This is a genomic window from Silvimonas soli (genome assembly GCF_030035605.1).
Taxonomy (GTDB): domain Bacteria; phylum Pseudomonadota; class Gammaproteobacteria; order Burkholderiales; family Chitinibacteraceae; genus Silvimonas; species Silvimonas soli.
In genome coordinates, this window is sequence record NZ_CP106736.1 from 3,903,307 (window position 1) to 3,919,656 (window position 16,350).

The window sequence follows — 16,350 nt, forward strand, 5'->3', positions numbered from 1 at the left end:
AATGATATGGCCGGTTGTACTGGCTGCCGGTAGAACCAGGTGCAAAGTTCGCAAACTGCCCTTGTCTGACTATGATGATGAATCAGCCAGCCCATCTATGCCTCGGGCACGGTGCAGTTGCCAGTCAATGGAGTTCACAACGCATGCCAAACGAAGAAGCCACCCTGGAACAGCGCAAAGCGATCGGGATCGAAGCACGCAAGCAAACCAAACGCAGCAGTCACCACAAGACTGGCAATACGGATCGCGATCCGTTGGCGTTGCTTGAGGCCAATAGCGAAGGGCGCGTGACCAAACTGGTGCCGTTGCGTTACGCGCGCATGCTGGTGTCACCGTTTGCGTTTTTCCGCGGCAGTGCAATTTTGCAGGCACATGATCTGGCAGGCACACCTGACTCCGGCATCCAGATGCAAATCTGTGGCGATTGTCATCTCTCCAATTTTGGCGGCTTTGCCACGCCAGAACGCAATTTGTTGTTTGACGTAAATGACTTTGATGAAACCCATCCCGGGCCTTGGGAGTGGGATCTGAAGCGTCTGGCCGCCAGTTTTGCCGTGGCCGCCCGCCACCTCGGGCACGGTGACTCAGCCGCCGAAGAAACGGCTTATATTGTGGCGGAGTCCTATCGGCAAAAAACGCTCGAATACGCAGAAATGGGCGCGCTGGAAACCTGGTATGACCAGATCACGTTTGAGCGAATTCTGGAAAGCGCCAAGACTGCCGAAGGGCGGCGGTTGGTGCGCGAGGGTATGGCCAAAGCCGACCGGCGCAGTAGCGAGGAGCTGCTGCCAAAACTGGGCGTGATGAAAGACGGCGTCTGGAAAATCCGCGATGCGCCTCCTGGTGTGTTTCATATTCACGGCAACACCAGCCTGTTTGATGAAGTGGATGACTGGGTGCAACTGGGCAGTCCGGAAGCGTTGATCAAAAAACTGTACAAAGAGTATTCGGGCACGATTTCGGCCAGCCACCGGCAATTACTGGAACGCTTCACGCTGCATGACATGGCCTTCAAGGTGGTTGGGGTGGGTAGCGTCGGTACCCGCTGCTTGATCGCCTTGATGATAGGCAGTCAGGGCGAGCCGTTGTTCCTGCAAATCAAGGAAGCCCGCGATTCGGTGCTGGCGCCGTATGTCAAACCCAAGACCCCGTTTCAACATCAGGGGCGAAGGGTGGTGGAAGGGCAGCGCCTGATGCAGGCTTCCAGCGATATTTTCCTGGGCTGGTCAACCGGGCCATCAGGGCGGCACTTCTATTTGCGCCAGTTGCGGGACATGAAAGTCTCGCCGCAGGTTGAATTGTTCGACTCCACCATACTCAAAGGCTATGCACGCTCCTGCGGCTGGGTCCTGGCGCGGGCACATGCAAGGGCCGGTGGTCTGGCAACGGAAGTGGCCGGGTACTTGGGTAAAAGCGACAGCATGGCGGTTGCCATTGGCAAATATTCAATGGCTTACGCCGACCAGGTCGAACGCGATTACGACATTTTCTCCAAAGCGTGTCGCTCCGGTCGGCTTGTCGCACGTACCGAAGCAGATTACACCGCAGATTTTCTGGTGTAGCTGCGCGGCGAGATGGGCTATAACCGCTATGAAAGGTATGTACGACGTTTTAAAATCCGGGCTAGCCCACCAAAAGGAATTTGCTTGATGCGTTCGATTCGTCAAATGGCCATTGCAATGGCTCTGCTAGCACCGCTAGCTGTTACCAGCCATGCAGCCGGCCTTGGCTTCATGAGTGACACGCCGCTGGCCCGGCTGAAGCCAGATGAAATCACCAGTCTGAACAAAACCATCCAGGATGCGCTGGCCAACAGCAAGATCGGAGAAAAGGAAAACTGGAGCAACGTGGATCAGCCCAGTTCCACACCAACTTCGGTAGAGATCACACCCACGCGTGATTTTGAGCGCGACGGCATGAGTTGCCGGGCGCTGATCCTGGCATTCAAGAGCAAGATCCAGAACGACACGATGACCCCATCCTATTGCAAAGCGGCAGATGGCACTTGGCAACTGGCGCCGCCGAACAGCGCCAAAAAGCCCAAAAATGCTTCGGCGACGACGACCAGGTAAGCGCTGGTTAGCCAGCAAAAAAGCATGCAGCCAGAACGGCGCATGCTTTTTTTTGTCCTGATTTTTAGGAAGTTACGAAATGTCACGTCCTCGGTCACAGCAAAAATACCCGCAGCGGGCTAAACTGCGATGATTGGACTATTGCAATTTATTTCCCGGAGTTTTCATGTTTGTTCAATTAGTACAGTCTCGGTTGAAAGATCCAAATTCATATGACGTATTTGTGTCTCTCACCAATGACATGCTGGCCTGGTTGCGGGTACAGGCGGGTTTTGTCGCCTACGAGATGTACGAAGGCGATGGTTACTTTTTCGACCGGCTAGTGTGGGAAGACGAAGCCAGCTGTCGCAATGCCGCAGATCGCTTCATGGATACCGGCACCGCTTTCAGCATGCTGGCGTTGCTGCAGCCTGAAATTCATACGCTATTTGGTGAAGAAGTCATGCGCTCGGTTGCGCAGCACATGACCTGATCAGGTCGCTCTGGCACTGCGGATGTTATTCTTGTCGCACCGGCCGCATGTAAGCCTGCCGGTTTTTCGACAATTTCTTTCCCGACATTCTTCGCCTATGCCCGCAGTAAAACTCGTTTGTTTTGATATGGATGGCACGCTGGTAGACAGTGAAAAACTGTGCAACCAGGCCTTTCTCGAACTCTTGCCGCAGCTGGACGAGACCATAGACGGCATGGTGCAGCGTTATCGCGGCATCAAATTCGCGCCCATTGCGGCTGATTTGGCCCGGCGGATAGGCCAGCCATTACCCGATGATTTCGAAGCCCGCTATCGCGCCCGCGTGGTCGAACTGTTTGATGCCGAACTGGAAGTCATGCCCGGCGTCATTGAAATGCTTGATCAACTGCATTTGCCGTTTTGTCTGGTCTCCAACGGCCCTGCCGCCAAAATTCGCCACGCGCTTGAAATCACTGGCTTGGCGGAGTTATTTGGCGAGCGCATTTACAGCGCGTACGACGTGGGCAAATGGAAGCCTGATCCCGCTTTGTTCCTGCATGTTGCTCAAGAACTGGGCGTTGACGCTGCCGCTTGCGCCGTCGTAGAAGACAGCCCAACGGGCATCCAGGCCGCATTGGGCGCGGGCATGCACGCCTTGTATTACCAGCCGCATGGCCAGCAAGACGCTGTTCCGGCCGGTGTAACGGCGTTTACCCATATGGCGCAATTGGTGCCACTGCTGCAGCAAATCAGCTGAACATCGCACACAAAACAAAGGCCCGGAGTAGTGATGATCCGGGCCTTTGTTTTGAGCGTGTATCTCCGCGCGCGATTTATTCGTCCATCAGCCGTACTTTGAAACGCTTGCCCTTGATATTGCTGTTGGAAAGCCGCTTGCAGGCTTCATCGGCAATATTGTGGTCGACTGCAACAAAGGTCGAAAAATCAAACACATTGATTTTGCCGATCTGTTCGCCTTTAAAACCGGCATCGCCAGTCAGCGCGCCCAGCACATCGCCGGGACGGATTTTTTCCTTGCGGCCAGCGGCAATGGCCAGTGTGGACATGGGCGGTTGCAGTGTCTTGCCATCGGCAGGCTTGGCTTCGTTCAGGTGATGCCAGACGGCTTTGACGCCTTGCTGGTAGTCCTCAATCAGCTTGACCCATTTCTTTTCGTTAGCTGCTGCCAGTGTCACCGCCAGACCACGTTCTTTGCCGCGACCAGTGCGGCCAATACGGTGGACGTGGACTTCAGCGTCTTTGGAGACGTCGACGTTCAGCACCATGTCCAGTGAGGCAATATCCAGCCCACGCGCGGCCACATCGGTGGCAACCAGGATGGAACAACTGCGATTGGCAAAGCGCACCAGAATCTCGTCGCGATCACGTTGTTCCATGTCGCCATAAAGAGCCAGGGCCGACAAACCACGCGCGCGCAGTTCTTCGGTCAGCTCGCGGCAATGGATTTTGGTATTGCAGAACGCCAGCGTGGAAACCGGACGGAAATGCTCAATAATCTGCGCGGCGGCGGCGTTACGCTCGGTGTGTTCAACGTCGTAAAAACGTTGTTCGATGCGGTTGGCATCGTGAAACGATTCCACTTTGACTTCCACTGGCTGGCGCAAGAACTCTGCACTTTGCTTGCGTACGTCTTCCGTATACGTGGCCGAGAACAGCAGAGTCTGCCGGCGTTGCGGACACTGGCGCACGATGTTGGCGACTTCGTCAAAGAAGCCCATATCGATCATGCGGTCGGCTTCATCCAGCACCAGTGTGTTGATGCGACGCAGGTCCAGCGTTTCGCGGAACAGGTGATCGTGCAGGCGGCCCGGCGTGCCGACCACGATATGCGCACCGTGTTCCAGCGAGCCAATCTGTGGCCCCATCGGCGTGCCGCCACACAGCGTGACGATCTTGATGTTGTCCATATGCCGCGCCAACTGGCGCAGCGATTTGGCCACCTGATCAGCCAGTTCGCGCGTAGGGCACATCACCAGCGCCTGAATCGCAAACAGCTTGGGGTTCAGGTTATGCAAAATGCCAAGGCCAAACGCCGCGGTTTTGCCGCTGCCGGTTTTGGCTTGGGCGATGACATCTTTGCGATCCAGGATCAGCGGCAAGCTGCGCGCCTGGATGTCGGTCATTTCAAAGTATTCAAGGCTGTCCAGATTGGCCAGTTGTTCTGGCGACAATGGCAGCGCGGAAAAAGGTTGTTTCCTGGTCACAGGGCGTCCTCGATTTTTAAGTGTGGATTAGAGGCTTGAGGGCCAGGGGGTAAGAATTTCAAAACCGTCGTCGGTTACGGCGATCATGTGTTCCCATTGCGCGGACAGCGAGCCGTCACGGGTCACAACGGTCCAGCCATCGGCCAGTGAGCGCACTCCTGGTTCACCGGCGTTGATCATCGGCTCCACAGTAAAGGTCATGCCTTTTTTCAGGCGCAGACCGGTGCCGGGGCGGCCGTAATGCAGCACTTGCGGGTCTTCGTGGTACACCCGACCAATGCCATGGCCGCAATATTCGCGCACCACCGAATAACCGCGGCTTTCGGCCAGCGTCTGGATTGAGTGACCCACATCGCCCAGCGTCGCGCCCGGTCTTACCACTTCAATGCCTGCCATCATTGCTTCAAAAGTCGTATCGACCAGTTTTTGCGCGGCGGGTGAGGGCGTACCGGCGTAGAACATGCGGCTGGTATCGCCGTGCCAGCCATCTTTGATGACGGTAACGTCGATATTGACGATATCGCCATCCTTGAGCAATTCCTTGGGGCTGGGAATACCGTGGCAAACCACGCCATTGACCGAGGTACACAGCGTTTTGGGGAAGCCGTGATAACCGACATTTGCAGGAACGGTTTTCTGGATTTTGGTGATGTATTCAAAACAGCGCCGATCCAGTTCTTCAGTCGACACGCCCGGCTGCACGTATTCGCTGATCATCTCCAGCACTTCGGCGGCCAGGCGGCCAGCCACGCGCATAGACTCAATCTGTTCGGGCGTTTTGAGGGTAATGGGCATTGCAATCCTTTGTTTTCTGCCTGAGGCAGCTATCCATAAACGGATTATCCCGTGCAATGTGCGGGACATACAGCTTTTTCGCGTTTTTTGGCCCGATAGACTCCGTTGGGTCAGCTTTGTAGCGCGCGATATTTGCCTTTTTGAGTGCGGGGTTCTTCAATCCACAGGCTTTGGGCAATTCTTGCTGTCAATTCAGGGAGATACCCACGCAGCTGCCGCGCCGCTCGCATCGGCTGCGCGAGTACGCCGAACTTCGTCACGTACCCGTTCCAGAAATGCTTGCACCAGCGCGGGCTGGCTTTCGCGCCGATGGACCAGCCAGACCGCTGTGCGTGCGGCAGGGTGGTCAATGGTGCGATAAGCCACGGTTTCTACCTGAATACGTTGTTGCAGGGCGGGCATGATACCCACGCCAAACCCGGCGGCAATCAAGGCAATCTGCGTCGAGGTTTCCCGCGCTTCCTGCACGATGTTGGGCGTAAAACCGGCATCGCGGCACAAATGCCAGACCTGTTCAGCCAGCGTAATGCCAATGCCGCGCGGAAACATCACAAAGCCGTCGTGGGCAAATTGTTCCAGCGATACCGGCACGGCCGGATCGCCCTGCGCGGCGGGGTGGCTGGTGTGCATGGCAATCACTAACGGCTCTTGCAAGAGTTCGATGATCTGCAAGGCGTCGGGTACGGCGATTGGCCTGATTACGCCAATATCCAGCCGTCGTTCCATCAGCGCGTCAATCTGATGGGGTGTGGTCATTTCACGCAAAGTGAGCTGCACTGCCGGATGGCTTTCGCGAAAATCGTGAATCGAACGGGCAAACACCGCGGTAAATGGTGCCGAACCGGTAATGCCCAACCGCAATTCCCCCGATTGCCCGCGATGCGCCCGTACCGCCTGTTCGACCGCTTGATCCAGTTGCTTGAGTATCAGACGGGCGTCATTCAGAAATGAACGCCCGGCCTGGGTGAGCTCGACGCGGCGGTTGGTGCGATTAAACAGCCGCACGCCCATGTCCTGTTCCAGTGCCTGTATCTGCTGGCTCAGCGGTGGCTGAGTCATTTCCAGCCGCTCTGCGGCACGGCCAAAGTGCAGTTCCTCGGCAACGGCCACAAAGTACCGCAGTTGTCTCAATTCCATGGCGGGGTTTTTCCGGTCAGGCTTATTGGGTCGAAATTCATATCAAATAGGTCGATTGATATTATCGACATTAACTGACCATTTTTCTAGACTGTATGCTCAGAGTTTCCTTGCACCTTACACCTCTACGCCACTGTGGCCGCGAGGTGTTCTTTTGCGTGATACCTACCCAAAATGAATATTCAGGCTGACGGCGTACCGCTCCCCAAACGTTATTGGGCAATCCTGACCGTTGCCTTGGCCATCAGCATGGCTGTGCTGGATGGGGCCATCGCCAATATTGCTTTACCGGTTATTGCCCGTGATCTGCACGCCAGCCCGGCTGCATCGATCTGGGTGGTCAACGCATACCAATTGGCTATCACCGTGTCGCTGCTGGCGTTTTCTTCGCTGGGCGATATCTATGGCTACCGGCGGGTTTATCAAACCGGTCTGGCCGTGTTTACGGTGACCTCGGTGATTTGCGCGTTGTCTGATTCGCTTACCACGCTGACCATCGCCCGGATTCTGCAAGGCTTTGGCGCTGCCGGTTTGATGAGCGTAAACGCGGCGTTGATCCGGGTGATTTATCCCAAAGCCCAGTTGGGGCGCGGTATGGCCCTGAACTCGCTGATTGTGGCGCTTTCGTCGGCGGCTGGCCCGACCATTGCTGCGGCGATTCTGGTGGTGGCGTCATGGCAGTGGCTGTTCGCCATCAACCTGCCATTGGGCGTGCTGGCGTTTGTGATTGCCATGAAAGCTTTGCCCAACAACGCCCACAAAGCCACGCACGCATTCGACTTCAAAAGCGCGCTGCTCAATGCCTTGACCTTTGGATTGCTGATTTTCAGCATCGACGGTCTGGGGCACGAGGCCAATCGTCTATTGGTGCTGGCGATGCTGGCGGTTGCGATCGTGGTGGGTTATTTCTTTGTGCGCCGCCAATTGACGCTGTCTGCACCTTTGTTGCCGATTGATCTGCTGCGCATTCCGATCTTTGGCTTGTCGATTTGTACTTCGATCTGCTCGTTCTGTGCGCAAATGCTGGCCATGGTGTCGCTGCCGTTTTACCTGCAGGAAACCCTGGGCCGTACCGCTACGCAAACGGGGCTGTTGCTCACACCGTGGCCCTTGGCGATTGTGTTTGTCGCACCGCTGGCCGGGCGCCTGGTAGAAAAGAAATACTCGCCAGGCATGCTCGGGGGAGTAGGAATGGCCATTTTCGCGGCTGGTCTACTACTGCTGGCGCTGTTACCGGCTGATCCGTCCGGGCTGGATATCGCTTGGCGTATGACACTGTGCGGTATTGGCTTTGGCTTCTTTCAGTCGCCCAACAACTTTGCCATGCTCTCGTCGGCTCCCGCTCATCGCGGCGGCGGAGCCAGCGGCATGCTCGGTACAGCGCGTTTGCTGGGGCAGACCATGGGCGCATCACTGGTGGCGCTGATGTTTAGTTTGTTTCCCATGAACGGCACCCGCAATAGCTTGCTGGCCGCAGCACTGTTTGCCATTTGCGCTGCTGGAGTGAGTTGCATGCGCATGGCCAATGGCGTAACCAAGAAAATGGCGCCAGGTTAAACGCTGGCGCCAGGTATATCGGTCATTCAGTTGTGATGCTGTCGGGATGCCCGATCATCTTGCTGCGTCTTGTTGCGCATGAATACAATCGCCACGATCCCCGCGATCAGCACGCCGGGGATCAACAATGGCAGCATCAGAAAAATCGCCAGCAGAATCAGCAGCACTGGCGCCAGAATCAGCGTCACCAGCAAGATGGATGATCCAGCCAGCAGCAGCATGAGCAACATTGCCACTAGCGATTCCGCCACCAAGGCAAGTAGCACACTGCCAGCCGCCAGACCCCAAGTCGCGAAGCCATGCACGGGCTCACCGTTGTAGCTGATTGAAAATCGCTGCGCCGGAATCAGATAATGGCCAAGTGCCATAAACAGCACTGCCAGTAATACAACTCGCCAAACGCTGGTGCTACGCATGAATCTGCCTTTTGCCTGAAATGAGCGGTGAAGGTTTTTTGGATGATTCTGTGCTGAATAATGGCGTATCTGCGCCAGGATGCAACAAACGCCACCGCCTGCGGCTATCAGGGGTTGTTTTGCGCTGATGAATTTGAAAGCAAGGCGCGGAGTGCTGGTCGTGGCATGATGAACGAATATGGTTGCACCACTGAACCGGGAGCAATCATGTCTGCCCAACTTCTTATACCCGCAATGAACCCGCAAACAACTATTGATCAATCAACTGGTTATGCCAGCGAAGAAGAGCGCTGGGACGCCATCCTGCGCCGCGATAAAGCCGCTGACGGTGCCTTCTGCTATGGCGTGCGCACCACTGGCGTCTATTGCCGACCATCTTGCCCGTCACGCCATGCCCGGCGTGAGAATGTCGGTTTTTATGACTCCGGAGCACAAGCGGAACAGGCCGGTTTTCGTGCCTGCAAACGCTGTAAGCCGGATCAGGAATCGCTGGCGCTGCAACACGCCAAAGCGGTGGCCCAGGCTTGCCGGTTGATTGAAAGTAGTGAAACGCTACCGGCGCTGGCCGAGTTAGCCAGCGTGGCCGGGCTGAGCCGCTATTATTTTCATCATGTTTTCAAAAGCATCACCGGCGTCACTCCACGTGAATACGCCGTTGCACACCGGGCCGGGCGAGTGCGCGACGAACTGCAGCGCAGCGATAGCGTTACCGATGCTTTGTACGGCGCCGGTTTTGGCTCTAGTGGGCGCTTTTACGAGAAATCCAGCCAGTTACTGGGAATGAAACCGCGCGACTACCAACGTGGCGGTCAGCGCGCGCTGATTCGTTTTGGCGTGGGCCAGTGCGCGTTGGGGGCGATTCTGGTCGCGGCAACCGAACAAGGCGTGTGCAGCATTTTGCTGGGCAATGATCCAGATGAACTGGTGCGCGACTTGCAGGACCGCTTTCCCAATGCGGAGTTGACCGGTGGTGACGCTGCGTTTGAAGCCTGGATGGCGCAAGTGATCGGTTTTGTCGATGACCCCACGCTGGGGCTGGCGTTGCCGCTGGATATTCGCGGTACCGCGTTCCAGCAGCGCGTGTGGCAAGCGCTGCGCGACATTCCGCCAGGCAGCACCGCCAGTTACACCGATATCGCCCAGCGTATCGGTTCACCCAAAGCAGTGCGGGCGGTAGCGCAGGCATGTGCCGCCAACGCCTTGGCGGTGGCGATTCCGTGTCATCGGGTGGTGCGCAATGATGGCGCTTTGTCTGGTTACCGCTGGGGTGTGGAGCGCAAGCGCGCCTTGCTGGAACTGGAGTCGGAGAAGAACTGATGGCGATGGGCGATTTATTCAGCGGTATGTTGCAAGGTGAGGAACAGATCGCGCCAGGCGCCGTGCTGCTGCGCGGATTCGCCCGGGACATTGCCCCGGCTTTGCTGGCGTGCGTGGCCGAAATCAGCCGCGTGGCACCGTTTCGCCATCTGGTTACGCCGGGTGGCTATACAATGTCGGTCGCCATGACCAACTGCGGTCGCGTGGGCTGGGTGTCGGATGAAAGCGGTTATCGCTACGCGCCGCATGATCCGCAAACGGGTTTGCTCTGGCCGCAGATGCCAGTCTTGTTCAGTGATCTGGCCCGGCGTGCGGCAGAGGCTGCGGGTTTCAATGGCTTTGCGCCGGACGCCGCCCTGATCAACCGCTACGTGCCCGGTTCGCGCTTGTCTTTGCATCAGGATAAAGACGAAGACGATGCCCGTGCGCCGATTGTGTCTGTGTCGCTGGGTTTGCCTGCGGTGTTTTTGTTTGGTGGACTGAATCGCAGCGACAAAACCCGTAAATATCGCGTGGAACATGGTGATGTAGCGGTATGGGGCGGCCCGTCGCGGCTGGCTTTTCACGGCATCGCTCCCTTGGCCGATGGCGATGATCCATTTACCGGCAATTGCCGGATCAACCTCACTTTTCGTGCTGCACTCTAAACACAGATATTTCGGCGTCATCTCGCACACTGTACCTGTAGCGCCAGCTTTGCCCGCAAGGTGTACCGATACGCCTGCGGATATGGCAACGTAATATCAGGTTCTTGTTCCCGAGTTTGCAAAGGCACGCTTCATGTCCGGTTTATCACTGCCACGCCCCTTACCGCTGTCTACCGTTGCCGCAGGCTTTGTGACGGTACTGGTGGGGTTCACCAGTTCAGTGGCGATCATCTTCCAGGCCGCGCAAGCAGCGGGGGCCTCTCCCGCACAGGTGTCATCGTGGATTGCGGCGCTGGGTTTTGCCATGGGCATTACCTGCATTGGCCTGAGCCTGCGCTACCGCAATCCGGTCGTCACCGCGTGGTCGACGCCGGGCGCGGCGTTGCTGGTGACTTCGCTAGCGGGCGTGCCTATGGAATACGCCATCGGCGCGTTTGTGTTTTGTGGCGCGTTGATGGCCTTGAGTGGCATCACCGGCTGGTTTGAGCGGGTAATGAATCATCTGCCGCTGCCAGTGGCCGCCGCGATGATGGCCGGGGTGCTGGTGCATTTCGGCATGAACGCATTTGTGGCCATGAAAACCAACTTTGCCATGGTGTTGGCGATGTTTGTGGCGTACTTGGTACTGAAGCGTTTCTGGCCGCGTTACTGCGTAATTCTGGTGTTACTGCTGGGCATTGCGCTGGCCGCATTGCAAGGCCAGTTGCATCTGAACGGCCTGCAATTGCAAATCGCCCGGCCAGTCTGGGTGACCCCGGCGTTTTCCTGGCAAGTGTTGATCGGCGTGGGGATACCGCTGTTTGTGGTGACCATGGCTTCGCAAAACGTGCCCGGCGTCGCGGTCATGCGGGCGGCTGGTTACAACACGCCGGTTTCGCCGTTGATTACCTGGACCGGGGTCACCACCTTGGTGTTGGCGCCGTTTGGCTGCTTTGCGGTGAATCTGGCGGCAATTTCCGCGGCGTTGTGCATGGGTAAAGATGCCCATGAAGACCCGTCCCAGCGCTATCTGGCCGCGATCTTTGCCGGGATATTCTATTTGCTGGCGGGCTTGTTTGGCGCCACCGTCGGCGCTTTGTTTACGGCCTTCCCCAAAGAACTGGTGATGGCCATCGCCGGGATCGCGCTATTTGGCACCATTGCCAACAGTCTCAGTACCGCGATGCGTGACGACAACTTGCGTGAACCGGCCCTGATTACTTTTCTGGTGACAGCCAGCGGTACCAGCCTGTTTGGCATCGGTTCGGCCTTCTGGGGATTGGTCGCGGGCGGGCTTACGATTGCGATACTGAACGGCTGGCGCCGCACCTGTGTTTGACGGAAAAATAAAAAAAGGGCCAGCAATTGCGTGGCCCTTTTTTTGCCTGATCCGGCTATCCACACATGATTAGAACATGGCAGGTTGTGGGCCGGCTGCCCGATTGAAAGGCGTAGCCGGTGCCGAATCCAGTTTGTCGGCCGAGTTGAGCAAGGACTGGATTGCGCGCTCGAACAGCGGCGTGGTTTCCAGGAACCGGGCGCGACCTGCAGCCAGCAAGCGCTTGAACAATTTGACGCTGATAACGGAGGGGCGATCGTTGCCTTCCATCGTCAAAACCAATGTGGTGGCAGAACTGCTGACCCAGTTCAGGCGGGCAGTGGCCGGATGACCGGTGAGGTTGACCTCCACGGTAACGCCGTCTTGCAAGCCCGCATCCACCGCCTCGTCTTGCGCGATTTCTTCCGGCGTTGCGGTTTCTTTGGCAGGAATGGCGGGCAGGGCTTCTTCGTCCAGTTCCAGCATGTGATCGATCAGATCCAGCTCCACTGCCAACTCGTTAATCGCCTCGGTGACCATTTGCCGATCAAAGGCCGGGGCAACTGCGGCGTTGGTGGTGTCCGCAGCTTCAGCCGCGAGGAAAGAAACAAAGTTCTCGCGCACCATTTCAACGGGTGGCACCGGTGCGGAGACATGCGTGGCGGACAAGGCCAGGCGGTGCGATTCGGCCAGCCATGTCAGCAACTTTTGCTGATCCGGCTTGGGCAGGCCGGTGTCTTCCAGCCCCACGCGCAGGGTTGCCAGCATGCCTGGAATCATTCCCAACAGTTCTTTGCGTTCGCTGAGTGACACTTTGGGCGCCAGGCTCCAGATCAAATCCGGCACCAGCAAACGGTAACTCAAGGCGCGATCCGGGTTGCTGCGACCGGCCCGTTCAATGGCGTGGGTCCAGTCATTGACCAGAAAATCGTGTAGATAGCCATCAAGTCGGTAATTGGAGAGCGAATCGCCCAACATGCCGCTAGTGCGGGCGTAATCGAGGGTGTGGTTTTCCGCGTTTTCTACTGCTTCGACGGCGCGTTCAACCGACGTACTGGCGTTGCGCAGTTCGCGCGCAATAAACGCGTCGAACTCATCCAGCATGGCGCCAAACAACGCCAGGCCTTCAGTTTTGTCGGCCAGCAAGGTTTCAATGATCTGGCGAATCTCGACGCTGATGCGTTCACCGGTTGGATCAAGTGAACGCAGGCCCAGCGAAATCGAGCCAATGCGGTTCACCAGCATGCGGGCAGGGTGGTGAGCCTGGGTAAAGAATTCGGGGTCGAGCAGCGCCGTTTTGAGCACCAGGAACTGCAGTCGGCCCAACTGTGCGCGCACTTCAGCCGGTACTTCGCTATCGCTCAAGATGAACTCGAACAGCATGGCGACTGTATCGATAATCATCTGCTCGGAACTGTCTTTGGCGACATCCGACAAGCGCGAACGTGCTTCCAGAATCAGGTTGCGTACGCGACCGTTGTCAAAAATCTGTTCCACAGTCGGTGTGGCAGCAAATTGCAGTTCTTCGACCATGCCGGACAGTGGCGTATGGCGAATGATGCCGCCGCTCGCGCCGCGAACACCAATGCCAGCCAAGCTGCCATCCGCACCGGCACTGGGTTCATATTCATTAAAGGGCAAGTGGTCTTCTTCAGCGTAATCGCCTGCTGCAGAACCGGCAGAACCGGAGCGCGATTTGGTAAACAGATTACGCAGAACTTCACCCACGCCCTGAGTTGCGCCCAGCCAGCCGCGGCGTCCGCCAGCTTGCTCCCCCGGCGTTTGACCCTGACCTTGACCTTGCCTCTGGGCAGCGCCGCCGCCGTAGCCATAAGGCTGCGGCGCCATGCCTGCGCCATATTGGCCGGGGCCGCCGCCTGCGGGCATCTGTCCCCCGCCTTGGCCCGCAGGCCAGCTTTGACCAGCGCCACCGCCACCGGACCAGCCGGGAGCCGCACCGTATTGTGGTGAGCCGCCACCTTGCGTTTGTGCGCTGTGTGCTTGCAATGCCGCCGGCTCCGGTCCCATACCCAAAGCGTGTTGTACAAACTGCAGCAACTGGTCGCTGCGATCTGGCTGCGGGGCAGACATCGCCGGCATGGTCGGGATCACGCCCGGGTTAAAGCCCATGCCCGGCGGCGCGCCGAATGGCGATTGCAAACCAGCCGGATTAAAAGGCATTTCGCCAACATAGTTGGAGTCATGGCCGTCGGCACCACCCATGCCACCCATTGCGTCATCATGACCCTGTGGCGGGCCAGGTTGCGGCGCTTGTTGGCCTTGTTGCCAGGGCGCGGCTTTGCTGCGGCGAATTTTCAGTTGTAGCGTGCTGGCAATGCCTTGCGCCGCCAGATGTTCATTCAGCTGTTCGTAGATTTTAACCACCGGCCCGGTCATGTCGGATGCCAGTTGGTCGGTGAGTACCAGCGCAGTATCTTCTTCCAGACCCAGCGCATCCACGGTCTGGGTGATACAACGCGTAAACAGGTAAGGCCGGAACGGATTTTCCCGCTCTTTGATGTCTTCTTGCCCAAACAGCACGGCGATACGGATATTCAGATCACGCAGTTGCTGTTCGGCCGAATTGCGATAGCGCCGCATGATGTTATCCAGGCGCACTTCTTCTTCTTGCGCCGAGGTATCAATCAGGCTGAGCGTGGTCTGGGTAAAAGCATCGGCAAACGAAGGGCGCAGGGTGCTATAGGCGGTCTGAAAGGCGCGATTGAGCAGGCCTTCCATTTTCTGGTTGAGCTGCTGGCGAATTTCAATGTCGCGCTTGAAGAGCACGCTGCGTGCGTCAAACCGCGAATAACGTTCTGCTGAGGTGCCAGCAGTTTCGGCCAGTTCATCCAGGTTATGCAAGGAAACGGGAGTCAGAGCATCCACGGCCTCGGCAAAGGCCTTGAGGAATTCTTTACGTGTCTGGGCTAGTACCGCGTTTCGATCCATCTTTTGCTGCTGCCCTTCGCCAGTGGCGTGTATTTAGAGATATCAATCAGAGATATCGAGGTATTGAACTTATTGTAAGCAAATAGCATGTGATCTGCGACATATTAGCGAGGCTGATATGCCAGGTGTATGCCGGTTGCGACACCGTTCATCCCCGGTTATACAGCCACTGGGCCCGCCTGGCTGTCTTTTTCCTGAGAGAGTAAGGTTTTTTCCCTACGAAAGCTGACGGGTATTGGTCATATTTCTGACGAATGCTCGTCGTTTTTCAGGCGAAACGTAGCGCAAAAGGGTGCGCGAGCAGCGCCGCCGAGTGGCCATTGGCGCGAGCCTCGGTAACGAGTTGTGTCAAGAGACTGCTTCGTTATAGATAGCAGCGAGCTGGCCGCATTGGGCCAGCGATCGCGCTCAAAACCCGCGCAACGGCAGAGCAGGTTCGTCCATCAAGGCCACTTGCTCGCGTAGTTCCAGCACGCGGTCTTGCCAGTAACGTTGCGTATTGAACCAGGGAAAGGCAGCGGGGAAGGCGGGATCATCCCAGCGCTGGGCCAGCCATGCCGAGTAATGGATCAGCCGCAGCGTGCGCAGGGCTTCGACCAGATGCAACTCGCGGGCGTTAAAGTCGGCAAATGATTCGTAGCCTTCCATGATCTCGGATAGCTGCATGGTCATTTCCTGGCGCTCGCCAGACAACATCATCCAGATATCCTGAATGGCCGGGCCGCTGCGGCAATCGTCAAAGTCGACAAAGTGCGGGCCATCGTCAGTCCACAGGATGTTGCCGGCGTGGCAATCTCCATGCAGGCGGATGTTACGCATATCGCCCGCCCGTTCGTAGCAACGCTGCACGCCTTCCAGCGCCTGGGCGCTAACTGATTCCCAGGCTGCGAGCAGGTCGGGCGGAATAAAGCCGTTATCCAGCAAAAAGCGGCGTGGCTCAACCCCAAACGTTTCGGGATTCAACGCCGGGCGTTCGCTGAAGGATTTCTGCGCGGCTACTGCGTGAATGCGACCCATAAAACGGCCAAGCCAGGCCAGCGTGTCCAGATTATCCAGTTCCGGTGCGCGCCCGCCGCGACGGGGGAACAGGGCGAAGCGATAGCCCTGATATTCGTGCAAGGTGGCACCGTTGATAAGCAGTGGCGCGACTACCGGGATTTCACTGGCGGCCAGTTCGGCGCTATACGCATGTTCTTCGGCAATGGCCGCATTGCTCCAGCGCAAAGGGCGATAAAACTTGGCGACTACGGCCGGGCCTTCATCAATGCCTACTTGATAAACGCGGTTCTCGTAGCTGTTCAAGGCCAGCAGGCGGCCATCAGCGATCAGGCCGGTGGATTCAATGGCATTGAGGACACAATCCGGGGTGAGTCCGGCAAAAGGCGGGGTTTGCTGCGTGTTTTCTGTCATGCCGTCATGATGCCAGTGCAGCGCTTTTGCCGCGAGCAACTTGCGGTATATGGCCTTTTCACGTCATGCTGTTTGCG

At 57.3% G+C, this 16,350-nt stretch carries 14 protein-coding genes; 8 read left to right on the forward strand and 6 right to left on the reverse strand.

Annotated features, from left to right (window positions below; all coding sequences use genetic code 11):
- Positions 1 to 143 precede the first annotated feature (143 nt).
- The 4 genes from N7220_RS17810 (at position 144) to N7220_RS17825 (ending at position 3,280) form a co-directional block, all read left to right on the forward strand.
- Positions 144 to 1,562: a DUF2252 domain-containing protein gene (locus N7220_RS17810; RefSeq protein ID WP_283148869.1), complete on the forward strand. Its 1,419-nt coding sequence runs from the start codon at positions 144 to 146 to the stop codon at positions 1,560 to 1,562.
- A gap of 87 nt (positions 1,563 to 1,649) precedes the next feature.
- Positions 1,650 to 2,072 (forward strand): hypothetical protein, encoded by a 423-nt coding sequence (locus N7220_RS17815; protein ID WP_283148870.1) that lies wholly within the window; start codon positions 1,650 to 1,652, stop codon positions 2,070 to 2,072.
- Positions 2,073 to 2,295: 223 nt separating this feature from the next.
- Positions 2,296 to 2,544, forward strand: coding sequence for a hypothetical protein (locus tag N7220_RS17820; protein ID WP_283148871.1), 249 nt, complete (start codon positions 2,296 to 2,298; stop codon positions 2,542 to 2,544).
- A 97-nt stretch (positions 2,545 to 2,641) separates the two neighbouring features.
- Positions 2,642 to 3,280: an HAD-IA family hydrolase gene (locus N7220_RS17825; RefSeq protein ID WP_283148872.1), complete on the forward strand. Its 639-nt coding sequence runs from the start codon at positions 2,642 to 2,644 to the stop codon at positions 3,278 to 3,280.
- 76 nt (positions 3,281 to 3,356) lie between these two features.
- On the opposite strand, the gene dbpA is transcribed toward N7220_RS17825, so the two are convergent.
- From dbpA to N7220_RS17840, 3 genes are all read right to left on the reverse strand, one after another.
- Entirely contained in the window at positions 3,357 to 4,748 is a 1,392-nt protein-coding gene (dbpA, locus tag N7220_RS17830; RefSeq protein WP_283148873.1) for an ATP-dependent RNA helicase DbpA, read from the reverse strand.
- 27 nt (positions 4,749 to 4,775) lie between these two features.
- Entirely contained in the window at positions 4,776 to 5,543 is a 768-nt protein-coding gene (gene map, locus N7220_RS17835) for a type I methionyl aminopeptidase (protein ID WP_283148874.1), read from the reverse strand.
- 192 nt (positions 5,544 to 5,735) lie between these two features.
- Complete coding sequence (locus tag N7220_RS17840) at positions 5,736 to 6,680, reverse strand: LysR family transcriptional regulator (RefSeq protein WP_283148875.1); 945 nt, start codon at positions 6,678 to 6,680, stop codon at positions 5,736 to 5,738.
- Between the two features lie 174 nt (positions 6,681 to 6,854).
- Here N7220_RS17840 and N7220_RS17845 point away from each other — a divergent pair, with 174 nt between their 5' ends.
- The gene (locus N7220_RS17845) at positions 6,855 to 8,237 is read left to right on the forward strand and encodes an MFS transporter (protein WP_283148876.1); all 1,383 of its coding nucleotides are present in this window, start codon (positions 6,855 to 6,857) and stop codon (positions 8,235 to 8,237) included.
- Positions 8,238 to 8,263: 26 nt separating this feature from the next.
- Here N7220_RS17845 and N7220_RS17850 read toward each other — a convergent pair whose 3' ends face one another.
- Positions 8,264 to 8,653, reverse strand: coding sequence for a hypothetical protein (locus N7220_RS17850; protein ID WP_283148877.1), 390 nt, complete (start codon positions 8,651 to 8,653; stop codon positions 8,264 to 8,266).
- Between the two features lie 207 nt (positions 8,654 to 8,860).
- On the opposite strand from N7220_RS17850, the gene ada reads away from it, so the two are divergent.
- The 3 genes from ada (at position 8,861) to N7220_RS17865 (ending at position 11,935) form a co-directional block, all read left to right on the forward strand.
- Positions 8,861 to 9,970 carry a bifunctional DNA-binding transcriptional regulator/O6-methylguanine-DNA methyltransferase Ada gene (gene ada / locus N7220_RS17855; RefSeq protein ID WP_283148878.1) on the forward strand — a complete coding sequence of 370 codons (1,110 nt, stop codon included), beginning with the start codon at positions 8,861 to 8,863 and terminating at the stop codon, positions 9,968 to 9,970.
- Entirely contained in the window at positions 9,970 to 10,617 is a 648-nt protein-coding gene (gene alkB / locus N7220_RS17860) for a DNA oxidative demethylase AlkB (RefSeq protein WP_283148879.1), read from the forward strand. The genes ada and alkB overlap by 1 nt, the downstream gene beginning before the upstream one ends.
- A 133-nt stretch (positions 10,618 to 10,750) precedes the next feature.
- Positions 10,751 to 11,935, forward strand: a complete 1,185-nt coding sequence (locus tag N7220_RS17865) for a benzoate/H(+) symporter BenE family transporter (protein ID WP_283148880.1) — start codon at positions 10,751 to 10,753, stop codon at positions 11,933 to 11,935.
- Between the two features lie 69 nt (positions 11,936 to 12,004).
- Here N7220_RS17865 and N7220_RS17870 read toward each other — a convergent pair whose 3' ends face one another.
- Together N7220_RS17870 and N7220_RS17875 are read right to left on the reverse strand one after the other, a co-directional pair.
- Positions 12,005 to 14,863, reverse strand: coding sequence for a DUF1631 family protein (locus tag N7220_RS17870; protein ID WP_283148881.1), 2,859 nt, complete (start codon positions 14,861 to 14,863; stop codon positions 12,005 to 12,007).
- A 408-nt stretch (positions 14,864 to 15,271) separates the two neighbouring features.
- Positions 15,272 to 16,273 (reverse strand): serine/threonine protein kinase, encoded by a 1,002-nt coding sequence (locus N7220_RS17875; RefSeq protein ID WP_283148882.1) that lies wholly within the window; start codon positions 16,271 to 16,273, stop codon positions 15,272 to 15,274.
- Between the last annotated feature and the right edge of the window lie 77 nt (positions 16,274 to 16,350).

Bases quoted from the DNA above. Each gene is read 5' to 3' on its own strand.
- N7220_RS17840 (WP_283148875.1), bottom strand. From the start codon at position 6,680: ATGGAATTGAGACAACTGCGGTACTTTGTGGCCGTTGCCGAGGAACTG.
- N7220_RS17865 (WP_283148880.1), top strand. From the start codon at position 10,751: ATGTCCGGTTTATCACTGCCACGCCCCTTACCGCTGTCTACCGTTGCC.
- N7220_RS17870 (WP_283148881.1), bottom strand. From the start codon at position 14,863: ATGGATCGAAACGCGGTACTAGCCCAGACACGTAAAGAATTCCTCAAG.
- N7220_RS17810 (WP_283148869.1), top strand. From the start codon at position 144: ATGCCAAACGAAGAAGCCACCCTGGAACAGCGCAAAGCGATCGGGATC.
- N7220_RS17825 (WP_283148872.1), top strand. From the start codon at position 2,642: ATGCCCGCAGTAAAACTCGTTTGTTTTGATATGGATGGCACGCTGGTA.
- N7220_RS17850 (WP_283148877.1), bottom strand. From the start codon at position 8,653: ATGCGTAGCACCAGCGTTTGGCGAGTTGTATTACTGGCAGTGCTGTTT.
- alkB (WP_283148879.1), top strand. From the start codon at position 9,970: ATGGCGATGGGCGATTTATTCAGCGGTATGTTGCAAGGTGAGGAACAG.
- N7220_RS17815 (WP_283148870.1), top strand. From the start codon at position 1,650: ATGCGTTCGATTCGTCAAATGGCCATTGCAATGGCTCTGCTAGCACCG.
- ada (WP_283148878.1), top strand. From the start codon at position 8,861: ATGTCTGCCCAACTTCTTATACCCGCAATGAACCCGCAAACAACTATT.
- N7220_RS17845 (WP_283148876.1), top strand. From the start codon at position 6,855: ATGAATATTCAGGCTGACGGCGTACCGCTCCCCAAACGTTATTGGGCA.
- N7220_RS17875 (WP_283148882.1), bottom strand. From the start codon at position 16,273: ATGACAGAAAACACGCAGCAAACCCCGCCTTTTGCCGGACTCACCCCG.
- map (WP_283148874.1), bottom strand. From the start codon at position 5,543: ATGCCCATTACCCTCAAAACGCCCGAACAGATTGAGTCTATGCGCGTG.